The following is a 14,768-nucleotide window of genomic DNA, read 5'->3' on the forward strand; positions in this document are numbered from 1 at the left end:
GAATGAAAGAAACCAAATCAAATAATGAAGAAGGAGATGGTAAGAATGAAGAATGTATTAAAAGGTGCCGCCTTAAGTTTGTTGGTAGTAGGATTGAGTGCCAGTATGGTATTTGCCGATACCTCGGGTAGAGGAAACGCCGACGGAGAACAATGGAAAAATCTGGACGCTACCACAGAAGAACGATTAGAAATGAAAATACAACGCATTGATGAATTGGTTGAGCTAGAACGCTTAACAGAAGAAGAAGCCCTTGAGTTTAAGGAAATAGTACAAGAAAGAATGGAACATTGTCTGGGAGATGCTTCCGGAAGAGAAGATCATCGGTCTTTAGGCATTGGTTTTGGAAGAACCAGTGAAAGAGGTCATCGTCAAGGTGATGGTCATCAACATGAAGGTCTGAGACATCATCATAGAAGATAAGCTGAATAGAAACATTAGATAGTAGAAAAAACCTCTCCTAAAAAAGGAGGGGTTTTTTACGATTCATCAGGTCGGGCTTCTATCGAAGGTTGGCATTTTTGACAGGAAGGGATTGAAATAGTCACTTCAACACTTTCTTCATCAGAACCATTTCTTATCTTAAACTTTCCTCCTATATTCCATAGCATTATTTTGACACCGCTTAAACCAAGCCCCATTCCTTCCTTTTGACCAGTAAAATACTTTTCGCCCTGAAAGTAGGGTGAAAAATGGCCGATAGATTTTAATTCATGAGGGCTGAGTGAAGTACCATCATTTCGGATGAGAATAGTAGTTTCTTTTTTTTCATTATTACAGAAAGATTGTATATCAATGGTTGGATTTTTTTTAGGATGATTTTTCACAGCATTCCATATAATTTCATGAAAAAGGCTTTGAAAGTTTTGTGATGATAAAGGCAAAACACATTGAGGATCTTGATGTAAAGAGAGAGTTACTTTAGAGTGATCAATTTCATGGGTGTCAAAAACGGACATCATCAAGTCCTTAGCTTCGTTCATTGACAAAGTAAGATTGGAACTGGCATTTTTTGATCCTAATGTTTGAAGAATACGTTGAACCTGCTGATGAAGTTCTAAAGCGCCATTTTGGGCACAGTGAATATATTCTGAAACATCGTCATAGTTTTGATCCTGAAGGCTTATCAAAGATAATTCAAGAAAAGGAAGCAGATGATTCATGGGTGTATTTAACTTATGGGAAACAAAGTTATGAAATTTTTTTATCTCCATGGTTAGCTCAACTTTAGAAGTTACATCTTTGATCTGATAAAAATAATGATCATCTTCTGGTTGTGAAATACAAGTGATTTCAAGCCAAAGAGAAGGATGTTGGTCTGTTTCAGGTCGAATCAGGTAAAGAGGTTCATTGGGATAAGAACCACTTAAAAACGCTTCCCAGGCAGGCAACGGTTTTCGGTTAAAGTATTTATCCGTAATTTTTAGCAAATGACAAGGAGGATTGGAGTAATGGTCTGGTAATGATAATAGGTTTTGAGCTGATTCGTTGGCATAAAGAATATGAAAGGAATCATTGATGCTGATATAACCTTCATCAGCTCGGTCAATGAGCCATTGAAAGCGTTTGCGTTCTCCCAGTAATTTTCGAAAACGGTTTAGGCGAAGAATGCCATTAATTCTCACTAATAGTTCAATGCGATTAAAAGGTTTGGTAATAAAATCATCTCCACCGGCTTCGAAACCATGAAATAAAGACTGTTTATCATCAAGAGAAGTGATAAAAACAATAGGCACTTCTTTATGATCAGAAAGTTCACGAATTTTTCTACACACTTCATATCCGGTCATATCCGGCATCATAACATCTAAGAGAACTAGGTCAGGATCTATTTGCGGCAAGTCTTTAAGAGCCTGATAGCCATTTTCAGCAAAAAAAAGATCATAACTTAATCCATGTAAAGATGCTTTTATGGTTAATCGAGAATTTTTTTCATCATCAACAATAAAAATACGTGGATTCATCTGTTTTCTACCTCCATTCTAAGCTTATGGCATAAATAACGATCATCAATCGTGTTTATGAAGGGTTTCCAAGACTTTTTGATATAACTGATGAAGGCGGATAGGTTTTGAAAGATAATAATCAGCACCTGCTTTTAGACATTTTTCTTGATCCTGAGGCATAGCTAAAGCTGTTAAGGCAATAATAGGAATATCTTTTGTATGTTCTTTAGATTTTAAGTATTGAATAGCTTCTAGTCCATCTAACTCAGGCATATGAATATCCATTAAGATCAATGCCGGATCAATGGAAATGGCCTTAGAAATCGCTTCATTTCCTGTTAAAGCTGTTTCAACAACAAAGCCTTTGCTTTTCAAATAAAGTTGAAAGGTTTCAATATTCGCAGCGTTATCTTCGGCTAATAGTATGCGGATAGGCTGTTGCTGCTCTTGATAATAAAGATCGGTTTTGTCATTGTCTGTCCCTATTACTGGATCCGTTGTGATTGGGTTTTTCCATGGGAGATGAAGGGTGAAAATACTTCCTTCACCAGGAATGCTTTCAATACTTAGATCCCCTTGATGCAAGTCAATAATTCCTTTGGATAAGGGTAATCCTAATCCACTCCCGTCATAATGACGGTCAAGGCTGCTGCTTACTTGCTGATAGGGTTCGAAAATTCTATCCATGTCCTTTTTATTAATCCCAATGCCCATATCCCACACCTCTATCCTTATTTTTTCTTCCGGATTAATCCCACGGACAACCAGTCCAATCCGGCCTGAGGAATGAGAAAATTTCACAGCATTTTTTAATAAGTTTACTAACACTTCCTTGATACGGCGTCCATCTCCTAATAAAAGAGTGATGGCGTCATCATAGTCAAAAGAAACGTGCACTTTTTTTTCTTCTGCTAAGGGAATAATGTTATCCAATGCGCTTTGACAAATTTTTTTCAGGTCAAAGGGTTGAATATCAAGGCTTAGTTTTCCTAAATCAATTTTGGCGATATCAAGGATGTCGTTAATCAGCGAAAGTAAATGATGACCACTTTCTTCTACCACCTTTAGGCAATGATGCTGGTCTTCATTTAAGGAACCATATACATGGTCTAACAAGGTTTCTGTCATGCCTAAAATAGCATTCAAAGGGGTACGAAGCTCATGACCCATGTTTGCCAGAAATTCATCTTTACTGTGAAGGGCTGTCCTAAGCTGATGGTTAACAAGCTGTAATTCTTCCTTTTGTTCTGCCAAAATGACTTCGGATGTTTTAAGAGATTCAATTTCTTGAATAATCGTTGAATAAAATGCCGCATCTTTCGTGTGTTCATCATGACTGATAATGATTTGTGAAACAGGTATTTTTACTCCTGTTTTATCAGTCATGATGGTTTCACCACGCCAAAACCCATGTTTTTTTGCATGCTTGATCCGCGACTCCAAAAATGGCTGAACTTCTTCAGGATAAAAACTGGCAAGGTTCAGATGATATACATCTTCTTGTGTTAGGCTTAAAAAGGAGAACGTACTTTCATTAGCAAAAAGGATCCTTTTTTCTTCATCAATAACACAGACCGCATCCGGTAGTTTTTTTGTTATTTCCATAAGGGCTAAGGATAATTCTGTGTTAATTGGTTGATAAGAGCTCATAATCAATCCTCCTTTGTATTTCCTGTTTTTTCAAGTTCTTGAAGCACTTTATTAGCTGTGAGTGGTAAGGGTATTTGTGGAATATGTTGGAATAGGGAGGGTGATTTTTTTGTATCATCCAATAATAGAAACAAAGGAAGTTCAGGATGATTTTGTGAAATTTGACCTAGCCATTCATCATTGAGACACTGGTTTTCTATAAAAATGGCGGAATAGTTCTTTTGTTCTATCCACTCGATAGCTTCCTGAAGATGTACTGAAAAATCACAAAGAACCTGTTGTTTTAGCAGTAACCGTTGAAAAAGAGATCGGTTTTGCTTAGTTTCGATGATAAGGATGGTATCCATTGGTTCTTTTGTTTTGTGAATGGATAGTTGATGATTGATAGACAGCTGATCAGATAAGGGAGTTTCTGTTTCTAAGGGTAAGACAACCCTAAAGCAACTTCCTTTTAAGGGTTCACTTTCTACGGTCATGTGTCCACCCATAAGCTCAACAATTTGTTTTGCAATGGGTAAACCAAGTCCGGATCCTCCATATTTTCTTGTCGTAGAACTATCCACTTGCATAAATGGTTGAAATAGATTGTTGATTTGGTGGGAAGGGATACCGATTCCTGTATCTGTAATAGAAACCGTTAGCTTTACTTTTTGATTGTCAATAGGCACCATGTCCAATGAGACAGTGATTGATCCCTTAGAAGTAAATTTCAAGGCATTACTAATTAAATTATTCAATACTTGACGAAGTCTGTATGCATCCCCGAGTAGCGTAGCATGTAAAGAAGAGGGAATCTTATGAGTGAAGGTTATCTGGTTATTGTTTTTTTCGGCATAGGGCAAAAAGCTTTCAACAATATAAGCCACTTCTTCTAGTGGGTTAAAAGGAACCTTTTCAAGGTCTAGCTGACCAGATTCAATTCTAGATAAATCTAAAACAGAATTAATCGTATGCATTAAGGTTTCAATTCCGGCGTTAATCCCCTGAACATACTTCTCCTGGCTCTTCGATAAAGACGTTTCGTACAGAAGATCTACGTATCCAATAATACCATTCATCGGTGTTCGTATTTCATGGCTCATATTTGCTAAAAACTGACTTTTCACTTGAACGGAATCCTGAGCAACATTTAGAGCATTTTCTGTTATTTGCTGCAATTCTTTGATGTTAGTCATGTCTCTTTCTATCATTAGAATGGTATCTTGATTCAGTCTCAGAAATCGTGCTTCAAATTGTTTGGTTTTATGGTCAATGGTTAATTCATATTCTAAGAAGATAATTTCATTGGTTTGTATTGCTTGTTGACAAGCGGCTAATAATTCCTTGGCAACCGCATTGGAAAAACAATCTTCCAATGGTCTTTCCTGAATGATCCAATCCTTCTTTTTTGTTGATTCTGAGGACCGGATAAAACTTTTCAGACATTTCCCCTGAGTATTTAAGATGAAAATATTATCTGGAATCGCTCTGAGTAAAGACTCTTTTTCCTCCTCACTTTGTTTCAAAGAATCCAAAGCCTCTATTAATTCAGTGACATCGTTTTGAATCACTAAATGTACATACTTTCCATTGATCCATTCGATGGTTGCCACACTAGTTTCATACCATTTAGTGGATTCTGGATGAAAAGTGACAAAATCCATTTCATCCAATTCTTCAGAAGGATATTTTTTTCCGGAAGTGGAAAATTGGTGATATGACCAAAAATGGTCAATTGATTTTTTGCCTTCAAGCTTTCCATAAATCTGATGGGCGGCTTCGTTGGAAAACAAAATAGCATCATCTGATGGATCAATAACAAGAATAAGGGTTTTGACAGCGTTCATAACGGTTTTCATCTGACGTTTTGATTGCATGATATAGGTAAAGTCATTAATATACCCAATAAAATGGTCTTCTGAATCTTCAAAACGAGTATCTTTTTTAGAAACAACGGAAACCCATACAGGCTCTCTCTGATCATTAATTAAACGATAGATAAAATTTTGGGACACTTTATTGGTTCGTTCAATGTCTTTCGCTTCTCTTAAGACTCTTGCCTGATCATCAGGATGAATTAAATCTAAAAAAGGTTTTTCTTGTAGCGTTAGTTCAGAAGATGAGTATCCAATTAGGTTACTAATATTCTTAGAGGAATAGACAATCGGCCATTCTTCTTTGTTTTTTATTCTGATAATAGATGTTGGACCATGTTCAAATAAGGCACGTTCAGCTTTAAGAGATTCTTCGAGATTCTTTTGACTGGTAATATCGATAATATAACCAAAAAAAAGCCGGGGTGTTTCATCTGGATTTCGTTCCACCACTTTTCCTCGGTCTAAAACCCAAAGATAAGCACCGTCTTTTTTTCGAATCCGATACGTCATTTCGATGGTATTGGTTGAATCGAACCATCCATCGGGACAAATCGCACATCGTTTTAGTTCATGATAAGGAATATCACAGTCTGGACAGTCTGGTCGATCTTCCGGATGGATGCGTTCAAACCAGGACTGAGTATTGCTGGCTAGTTCACCTTCTTCAAAACCAATCATCCGAAGGGTTTGTGCAGAACGATAAATAGTCTCATTCTTGATATCCCACTCCCAAAACCCGGCACCGGCTTCTTCAAGAGAAAAACGCCATCTTTTTTGGTCCTCCATTAAGGATAAACGTTGCATTTTATCATCAGTGATATCTTTTATATATCCGTTCCAGCAAAAATCATTTTTGTTTTGATCTGATGCTTTAGCCCAAGCATGTACCCATCGGACTTCTTTGGTGGGATATTGAATTCGAAAATCGAGGCTCCAAAGATCTTGATCTTCCATGGATTTAGTCATGGACTGGTAGAGGGCTGTTAAATCTTCCTCTAAAATCATGTCAAAAAAATCGGAGTCTGGAAAATAAGGAAGAGGTTGGGAATTCATTTGAAAAATATTCCAAAATTCAGGGCAAGCATATGTAATGGAGAAACCATCAGCTTTATTGTACTCACATTGAAAAAGAGAGCCGGGAATACTTTTGGCAATTTCCAGGAGCACATCATGGTTCATGGGTGCTTTTTTTTCTTCCATAGAATAACCCCCTAAAAGGTAAAATAATAGCAGTAGGGTATTGGTAGGACGAAAGATAGGATAAGTAGTATAGCAATTGTAAATGAAAAATACTTACTATTCCATTACCCGTGGATATTCTAAATAATCTTAATGCCGCAAATTTGATGATGAAAATTTTTAATGATCTTTAAAGGATTTTCAAAGCATCTTCCTTCTGATAGAATAGACGGAATGATATATAATCAGGAAGAAGGAGCGATGTTATGAATCAATCCAGTCTCTATTATTTTAGCAAGGATGATCCAGTTCCATTAATAAAAAACGGCGAATATTGGCTGAAATCTCAGCGGGAGGCTTTGAAATTATGAAAAAAATTTCTTCTAAATATGTGGTCTGGCTGGTCTTTGGACTGGCCTTTATGATTGGCTTTTTTCATCGGTATTCCATTGGTATTATTGCCGATCCTCTGCGGGAAGACTTGCTTTTATCAACGGCTGGGATTAGCTTATTATCCTCCATGTATTTTTATACCTATGGCTTTTTACAGATACCCTGCGGCATTATGGTAGATGCACAGGGGCCACGACGAGTGGTACTTATGGGGATGTCAGCTGTATTCATAGGATCCATCTTCTTTGCCTTGTCCCCTACGCCCATTTTGCTCTATATCGCCAGAGCGTTGATAGGCTTTGGTGCGGCTACGGTTTTTACGTCCATATTTAAGATTCAGGCGTTATGGTTTAAGCCTACGGAATTTGCCACCATTGCCGGTATGACAGCCGTCATTGGTAATGTGGGAGGGATGCTGGCAACGGCACCTTTTTATCATTTAACCAATGCTTTAGGATGGAGAGGTGGGCATCTGATACTGGCCATTATTACCTTAATGCCTATTTTGATCATTTACGGCTGGATTACCGATCGGCCGCCAGCAAAAAATGACGCAGAAGAAGGGAAGGAAGAGTATAAAAAACTGGAAAAAAGTACAGAAAAGCAACCACAAAAGCAGCTACAAAAGCAGCCACAAAAGATTACAGAAGGATTAAAAGTAGTGGTTTCTAATCCTTATGCATGGGTCAATGCGGTTATTTTATTTATGGTTTTTGGATCTTATATGAGTTTTTCAGGCCTATGGGGTCCTCATTTTCTTCGCTATGTTTACGAAATACCCTTGGAACAGGCAGCTAACCTTATTATGATCTACATGGCAGGCGTTTTGATTGGTTCCCCGGCGATTGGAATGATCTCTGACCGGTTACAAAAACGAAAGCGGGTATTGCAGACTGCATTGCTATTATTAGTGGCAGGATGGGCGATGATGATTCTGATTCTACCGGCTTTTCAAAAAATGTGGCTATTAATTCCGGTCCTCTTTATTACCGGTTCTGTATCCATCAGCCCTATGCTATGCTTTACGAACACCAAGGAACTTATTCCACAGGAATATACCGGTATTGCTACCGGATTTGTGAACATGGCTCCTTTTTTTGGAACATCGGTGATTAACAGTTTGTTTGCCTGGTTTTTAAGAACAGAAGAAACGGCGGCAACCTATCAGGCAGGAGCTCTTCTTTTTCTTTTGGCCGCCATCATTGGTTTTACAGCTAGTTTTCTAATGAAAGAAGGATTGGAAACAAAGGCAAATAAAATGCATTAAAGAAGGGTAAAGATTCAGTAACCGCTAAGAGGTATATCATAGTGATATAGAGGATAAGGAGCTTCTTGAAGATAAATGAAATACTAAGAAAATACGAGTAAATGGAAGAAAATATGAGATGAAATAGGGAGGAATAGACGTGAAAATACTGATAACCGCCGGGTACCATTTATCGGAAGATAAGCTGGATTTGTTAAGAGATCTCGGTTGTCAACCGGTCCTTTGGCCAAAAGAAAAAGAACCGGTAGCAGAAGAACATTGGGATGCGGACATTCTTTTTAGTTATCAGGTGTTTAACTATACCGATGTTCGACGATTTCATAACCTAAAACTGATCCAGCTAACCAGCTCGGGGATCGATCATATACCGATGGAATATCTTCGTGAAAAAAACATTAAGCTTTGCAATGCTCGGGGCATTTATAGTATTCCCATTGCCGAATGGGTGCTCTTAAAAACCATGGAAATCTATAGAAATAGCCGATTTTATGAAAAGGCTCAGGAAGGAAAAGTATGGAAAAAACATCGGGAGATGGAAGAAATATATGGAAAAACCGTGGGAATTGTGGGTACTGGAAGTATTGGAACAGAGACAGCAAAACGGTTTCATAGCTTTGGAGCAAAAGTGGTAGGCATCAACCGGGATGGACGAAAAATAGAGGCGTTTCATGAATGTCATTCCATTCACCATCTGGCAAAAGTGGTAGGAGAATGGGATATCTTAGTGCTGGCACTTCCTCTCACAAAAGATACGGAGGGATTGATCAACGAAGCAATACTAGCACAGATGAAAAAAGAAGCGCTGCTGATTAATGTTTCCCGGGGACCTGTGATTGTAGAAGAAGCGCTGATGGATCACTTAAATCGAGAAAGACTAAAAGGTGCCGCTTTGGATGTTTTTCAGGAAGAGCCTTTACCGGAAGAAAGCTTATGGTGGAGTCATCCAAAAGTATTAGTGACACCTCATGTTTCTTTTCTTTCTACCAGTGTACCGGAACGGGCTTTTCAGTTAGCTTATCGAAATATTAAAGCTTTTAAAGAAGGAAGGCCGCTGGAAAACCTGCAGACATCTTTATTCAAATAGAAACCATTTGATGCAAAAATAATTAGCCCCTGCCTTCAATAGGTAGGGGCTATAAAACAAGTGAGCGAAACTCTTTTTAAGTCATGGTTTACTGTGCTTTTATACAGTAAACTTTTTAATTAATTCACTTAACTCATCGGCTAAATTAGCAACTTCTGCTTGTGAAGACACGATTCGCTCTATATGTTCTTGTTGCTCGTGCATGGCGGCAGAAGATTCTTCTGTGCTGGCCGCATTTTCTTCTGATATGGCAGAAAGGTTATGTGTCAGTTCAACAATACGGTTTTTATTTTCAGTCATTTCTTTTCGGGAAGTATTCAGTAAACTAATAATATCCTTGATGGAATCAATGGCTTTGGCGATAGCATGAAACTTATCTTCGGTAGCCGATACACTTTGATTTTGCACTTTAGAAATATCCTTAGCCGTTTGCATGGTTTTAACTGCATCCAAAGATTTGGACTTTAATTCATCAATAACGGTTTTAATTTCATTAGTAAAACTATTAGATTGTTCGGCAAGTTTTCGAATTTCCTCGGCTACAACAGCAAAACCTTTTCCTGCTTCACCTGCTCTTGCAGCTTCGATGGCGGCATTCAATGCTAATAGATTTGTTTGGTCCGCAATACTCTGAATCATGGTGCTGGCACTTTCAATTTTTTCGGCACTCTCATTAGAACTTTGTACAACTTCATCAATGGTTTTCATTGTTTGATCGCTTTGATTAGCACTTTGAATAAGATCGGCTAATATGGTAAAACCATCTTCTTTTTGTTTGTCAATTTCCATTGTTGCCTGATTAAGAGAATGCATGCGTTCGGAATCGCTATTCAACGAATGATCAATTTGATTGACAGAAGTTGCCAATACTTCTACATCCTTTGCTTGTTCAGAGGAACTATTTGCAATTTCATTAATGACACGGGCACTTTCCTGAGCCGATAATAAGGCATTTTCTGCATTGGTGGAGACTTCTTTTGCGTGGGTGTTAACCTGTTCTACTGAATGGGAGACGCCTCCAATAATGCCAGCAATGTTTTTGATAAACTGATTAACACTGGAGGAAAGCAGACCAAGTTCGTCATTTGTGTTAATATCAATACTTTGTGTCAGGTCGCCACCCTTTTGAGCAAGCTCCTGCACACTATGCTGAAGGATGCGGATATTCTTAAGTACGGTGAAAATGAGTCGGTAAAGAAGCCATACACTAATCAAAATTGAAAGGATAAGGCTAACAATTCCAGCAATGGTTAACCTTGCTACCCTTGCTTCGAGAGCGTTCACAGTACCAGATGTTCTGTTTTCTAATGCAATAAAAAAATCATTAATGGGACGCATAATCTCGGCTTTGTAAGTCATATATTGCTTATCATGCATAATGCGAATGGCGGTATCTCTGGGAGATTCTCCTGGTTGCATAACGTCTCTTTCAGAAGGTCCGATATTGTTATCCGCTAAATTCATTGCAGTAACTTCTGTCTCAACCAATCCATCAGAATTGGCGTTTGCTTGAGCTAAATATTCAAACTCTTCTTCTGTAAAATTCAAATCGGCCATAAGATCCAGTAGGGAACGGGTTACATTGGAATCAGGAGTTGGAGGATTTTCATCTACGGCTACAAGATCCCAATAAATCAGATGATACTGTGCTGGTCTTGGAATGACGCCATTACGAATGTCTAAGATCGCATTATATTGTCGCAAATATTCAGCGGCCTGTTCCGGATCATTTTCTTTTTCCACAACATATAGTCGGGCTAATCTGGTTAAATCATCGGAGGACTGTCGCAGTTCATCAGCTAACAGATAGCTGTCATACCGAATTTCCTGATGATAACTCAGATTATCCTGTGTGGTTTTTAATAAGGTCATAATGGTGGCATTAACAACCAGTAAAAAAACGATAGATCCTACTGATAGTAATAATGTTTTCTTTATACTCATTTTAATCACCCTTTCTCTGAAGCTGCTTTCCTATGAAAGATCATATTAGCTTGGTGGTGGCATCGTAACAATAAGTAAGGTAGGTAGTAAAAGAAAGTAGTATAAACGTATTTTGAGAAACGTCAGCATGCTTGTCAATATAAATACCCATGCTAAAATAAATAAAACAGAATATACAAAATATTACAAAAACGAATGATCGATCAGTGGATAGGGCGATCCGTCATGATGATTCAATGTTGAACCTCTAATTGATGGTTCAATAACCTTTCCAGAGCTTTTTTGTGAGAAACCTTTCGAAAGGTCATCGCCTTTAAAGGGCTTTTTCCAATTTCTAATAAATAAGAGTCGTCATCCAGTTTTTTATACTCTTTAATATCTTTCCAAGAAACAAATCGGCCAGAAAAAACAATTCCTTTCTCATAAAAATGGATAAAACTCCAACTTTCCCATAATAATAAGGAAAGGTATCCTTGAAATAATAGGATGCCACGCAAAGAATGCCAGTGGTTTAAGTAAGCAAAGTAATTCATAAGGAGACCCAGTAGAAACAGTCCGGCGCTTAGCCATCTAAGCCCACTCTTTTGGGAGAAAGAAGCCAGTTTTTTTCCAGCTTTCGTCCTTTTGATGTAAAGAATATTAAGCAGTCGAAACATCTGATACGTGAAAAGAAGTAAGATAAACATCATTCATTTTTCCTTTCTTTCCATGAAGTTAGGGTTCTTTTTTGAGGGCATGGATTAATTCGTCCATCTGAATTCCTAATAATTCCATGGTTTTTGATATTTTTGGAACAGTTTGATAAAAAAATATTTCTCGTCGCTTTTGTTGAATAATATCGATGGAATTTGGGCTGACAAAAAAACCAAGCCCTCTTTTTTTGATAAGAATATTTTCTGACGCCAATAAATGATACGCTTTCATAATGGTATTAATATTTACTTCCATTTCGACAGCGCTCTCTCGTAAAGAGGAAAGCCTTTCTTCTGGCTTTAGGATCCCTTCAAGGATAGCATTTTCAATGCTAAGAGCAATTTGCCGATAGATGGTTAACTCTTCGTTAAAGTCTGGTGTCATAGGTGAATCACCTGAATCCTTTTTTCAGCCCAGTAAAGGCCATATTGACTAATGAAGAAGAAAACGAAATAAGCAAGGATCATTGGATATCCTAAAAAACGTTCAAGACTTATATATTCTTCGTGTTTCAGATCAATCGATGCGATAAGAGGGATGAGGTATAGAAAGAAAGCGCCAATACGATGCAACCAGTAACCCGTCTTAAAGAAACTTATTTTTTGAAAGAAAACAATTAGGCTTGTTAGGAACGAATCGATCAAGCTGAAAGATAAAATGGATAAAAAGAAAAAAGAGAGAGCAAATCCAGCGGAGCTTATGATTAATCTATCTATAGGAATCATTGGCTGTGACGTAAACAGAGATAATAAGCGATGAGAAATGCCAATGAAAAAGATCACTATCGGAAGATTGAGGCATGTGTAAAGCCCTGTAATAAAAGTATCTCCTAAGGAATCCGCAACTATTTTTTCTTTTTGGCTTAAAGGAATCAATAGTTTTATATCATAATGATTGCGGGTCGTTCCTCCGTCATGAAACAGAAAAATCGTGGCAAAACAAACAAGAAAACTGAGATAAAGGCTTCGATGAAAAAGGGAAATATCGTTGCTTACTAGATATAAACCGCCTATGGCATAATAAAGCGTTGTGAGCAATAACACTAATACTAACTGAATCAAAAAAGAGGTTAGTGGATATTGAAAACGTGACAAATAACGATAATGTAAATAACGAAAAAAAGAAGGACGAATAGAAGTTAGAGCAGAGAAGGTATTAGTCGTTTCTTTTTTTGTTAAAGAATTCAGAATAGGAGCATTACCAAAGGATTGAAGTTCATGGCTGTCTGACTCTCCCCAGAAAAATCCTATGACGATCAAAAACAGCCCCAAAATAGTGTGAGCTTGGTAAGGGAGAAAGGAGAGAAGAAGGGGACTAACAGTAAAACAGATATTCATAGCGAAGATTCTGTTATCTTCCCGTTCAGTGACCTTTCCAACAAAGGTACCAGCATCCACGGAATAAAAAGATCCTTTCCAAAGCAAATGGCTTAGCAGGTAAAGAGAAGCCAAAGCATAAGGGGCTGATCTCAGTAAAGAATAGAAGGCATCCAGTCTTGCAATGAAAAGGTATACCATTGCCCCGAATAAGGTTAAAAAACCGGGAATCCAGGTACTTCTCATCTTTAACCAAGATAATGTTTCTGTTCGGCCCATGGGCATGAGAAGAATCGCATCAATAGTTCGTTGTCCAAAAATACTGTCTCTAAAGCTAGAACCGATCCATCCCAGTGCCAAGAGAAAGAAAACATAAAAGATGGAAAGGAAGGATAAAGCATGGAAAAAGCCAATAGATACTAATCGAGAACTAGTATTAAAAGTTGAAAAAGCTAAAAAAGCACCAAGAAAAGGTAAGATCAAGTATCGCCAATACAAGAAACCTGGGTAGAGAGACAAAAAAAATGTTATTTTAGGCCATTGATTGCTTCTACTCATCAGAAAGCTCCTTTTCTTTACGACAAAGCCCTGTAAACAGTAATTCCAGAGGGATATCTTCCGAAAGAGCAGAAGGTTCATTTAGTAAAAGAGTCCATCCAGAAGCATCACGACGACAAGCTAAAGAATTCTCAGGGAAGGCTTCTTTTGACAAAGTACGTTTTAGACGGAAGCTCTTGTGAAGATCAGTAATAGGTAGATTGAGAAGAAGCTGACCACTCCGGTTGATCATTGTAACGTGGTCTAACAATCCTTCAACTTCGCGAACATGATGGGTAGAGAGTAAAATAGTGGAACCGTCGGCAGCTATATCGGTCAAGGTTTTTCGTAAAGTGGATTGTGCATGAATATCAAGCCCTTTAGAGGGTTCATCCAGAATAAACAGGTCGGTTTTGCAGGAAAAAGCAAAGGAAAGCCATGCTTTTCGAAGATCACCGGCACTGAAATGGGTAAAGGCTTTCTGTCTGTCAACTTCAAAATCATCGCAAAGTTGATGAAAAGAAGCTTCATCGTAGTTAGGGTACATTGGTCCACAAAAATGAGCATAGGTTTCAGGGCTCATCTCAGGGACAGGTAAATCTTCCGGCACATAAGCTATTTTTTGATAAAATCTTCCTTCTCGATGTTTTGGATCATGCCCTAAGACAGAAATACTTCCTTCTTGAGGGAACATTAACCCGGTTAAAAGTTTGAATAAGCTGGTTTTTCCGGCACCATTAGGGCCAAGAAAGCCACAAATGCTTCCTGATGATAATTCCCAATGAAAGTTTTGATAGATAGATTGTTTTTGATAACGAAAATGTATATGATCACACTGAATCATAAAAGAACACCCCGATTGTTATACTGTTATAGTTGCGTATAACAGTATAACAATCGGGG

11 protein-coding genes are annotated in these 14,768 nt (G+C 37.9%); 3 read left to right on the top strand and 8 right to left on the bottom strand.

The window, feature by feature from the left end; translation table 11 throughout:
* Window positions 1–45 precede the first annotated feature (45 nt).
* Window positions 46–423: a hypothetical protein gene (locus BLV55_RS10880; RefSeq protein WP_093314326.1), complete on the top strand. Its 378-nt coding sequence runs from the start codon at window positions 46–48 to the stop codon at window positions 421–423.
* 56 nt (window positions 424–479) lie between these two features.
* On the opposite strand, the gene BLV55_RS10885 is transcribed toward BLV55_RS10880, so the two are convergent.
* The 3 genes from BLV55_RS10885 to BLV55_RS10895 are packed head-to-tail and all read right to left on the bottom strand — an operon-like array spanning window position 480 to window position 6,652.
* Window positions 480–1,964 (bottom strand): hybrid sensor histidine kinase/response regulator, encoded by a 1,485-nt coding sequence (locus tag BLV55_RS10885; protein ID WP_093314328.1) that lies wholly within the window; start codon window positions 1,962–1,964, stop codon window positions 480–482.
* Window positions 1,965–2,009: 45 nt separating this feature from the next.
* A complete protein-coding gene (locus BLV55_RS10890) occupies window positions 2,010–3,596 on the bottom strand; it encodes a PAS domain-containing hybrid sensor histidine kinase/response regulator (RefSeq protein WP_093314330.1) in 1,587 nt (528 codons plus the stop codon).
* Window positions 3,597–3,598: 2 nt separating this feature from the next.
* On the bottom strand, window positions 3,599–6,652 hold the full coding sequence (locus BLV55_RS10895; RefSeq protein ID WP_093314332.1) for a PAS domain-containing protein: 3,054 nt from the start codon (window positions 6,650–6,652) through the stop codon (window positions 3,599–3,601).
* Between the two features lie 346 nt (window positions 6,653–6,998).
* Here BLV55_RS10895 and BLV55_RS10900 point away from each other — a divergent pair, with 346 nt between their 5' ends.
* Both BLV55_RS10900 and BLV55_RS10905 read left to right on the top strand, forming a co-directional pair.
* Entirely contained in the window at window positions 6,999–8,291 is a 1,293-nt protein-coding gene (locus BLV55_RS10900; RefSeq protein WP_093314334.1) for an MFS transporter, read from the top strand.
* Between the two features lie 139 nt (window positions 8,292–8,430).
* The gene (locus BLV55_RS10905) at window positions 8,431–9,375 is read left to right on the top strand and encodes an NAD(P)-dependent oxidoreductase (RefSeq protein WP_176968381.1); all 945 of its coding nucleotides are present in this window, start codon (window positions 8,431–8,433) and stop codon (window positions 9,373–9,375) included.
* Window positions 9,376–9,474: 99 nt separating this feature from the next.
* Here the strand turns inward: BLV55_RS10905 and BLV55_RS10910 are convergent, their stop codons facing one another.
* From BLV55_RS10910 to BLV55_RS10930, 5 genes are all read right to left on the bottom strand, one after another.
* On the bottom strand, window positions 9,475–11,319 hold the full coding sequence (locus BLV55_RS10910; RefSeq protein WP_093314338.1) for a methyl-accepting chemotaxis protein: 1,845 nt from the start codon (window positions 11,317–11,319) through the stop codon (window positions 9,475–9,477).
* Window positions 11,320–11,552: 233 nt separating this feature from the next.
* Complete coding sequence (locus tag BLV55_RS10915; RefSeq protein WP_093314340.1) at window positions 11,553–12,005, bottom strand: hypothetical protein; 453 nt, start codon at window positions 12,003–12,005, stop codon at window positions 11,553–11,555.
* A 28-nt stretch (window positions 12,006–12,033) separates the two neighbouring features.
* Window positions 12,034–12,396 carry a GntR family transcriptional regulator gene (locus tag BLV55_RS10920; RefSeq protein ID WP_093314342.1) on the bottom strand — a complete coding sequence of 121 codons (363 nt, stop codon included), beginning with the start codon at window positions 12,394–12,396 and terminating at the stop codon, window positions 12,034–12,036.
* Window positions 12,393–13,886 (bottom strand): hypothetical protein, encoded by a 1,494-nt coding sequence (locus tag BLV55_RS10925; protein WP_093314344.1) that lies wholly within the window; start codon window positions 13,884–13,886, stop codon window positions 12,393–12,395. Before BLV55_RS10925 ends, BLV55_RS10920 begins: the two co-directional genes overlap by 4 nt.
* Entirely contained in the window at window positions 13,879–14,709 is an 831-nt protein-coding gene (locus BLV55_RS10930) for an ATP-binding cassette domain-containing protein (RefSeq protein WP_093314346.1), read from the bottom strand. The genes BLV55_RS10925 and BLV55_RS10930 overlap by 8 nt, the downstream gene beginning before the upstream one ends.
* Between the last annotated feature and the right edge of the window lie 59 nt (window positions 14,710–14,768).

Origin of the sequence: Tindallia californiensis, assembly GCF_900107405.1 — a bacterium.
In the GTDB taxonomy this organism is placed as follows: Bacteria; Bacillota; Clostridia; order Peptostreptococcales; family Tindalliaceae; genus Tindallia; species Tindallia californiensis.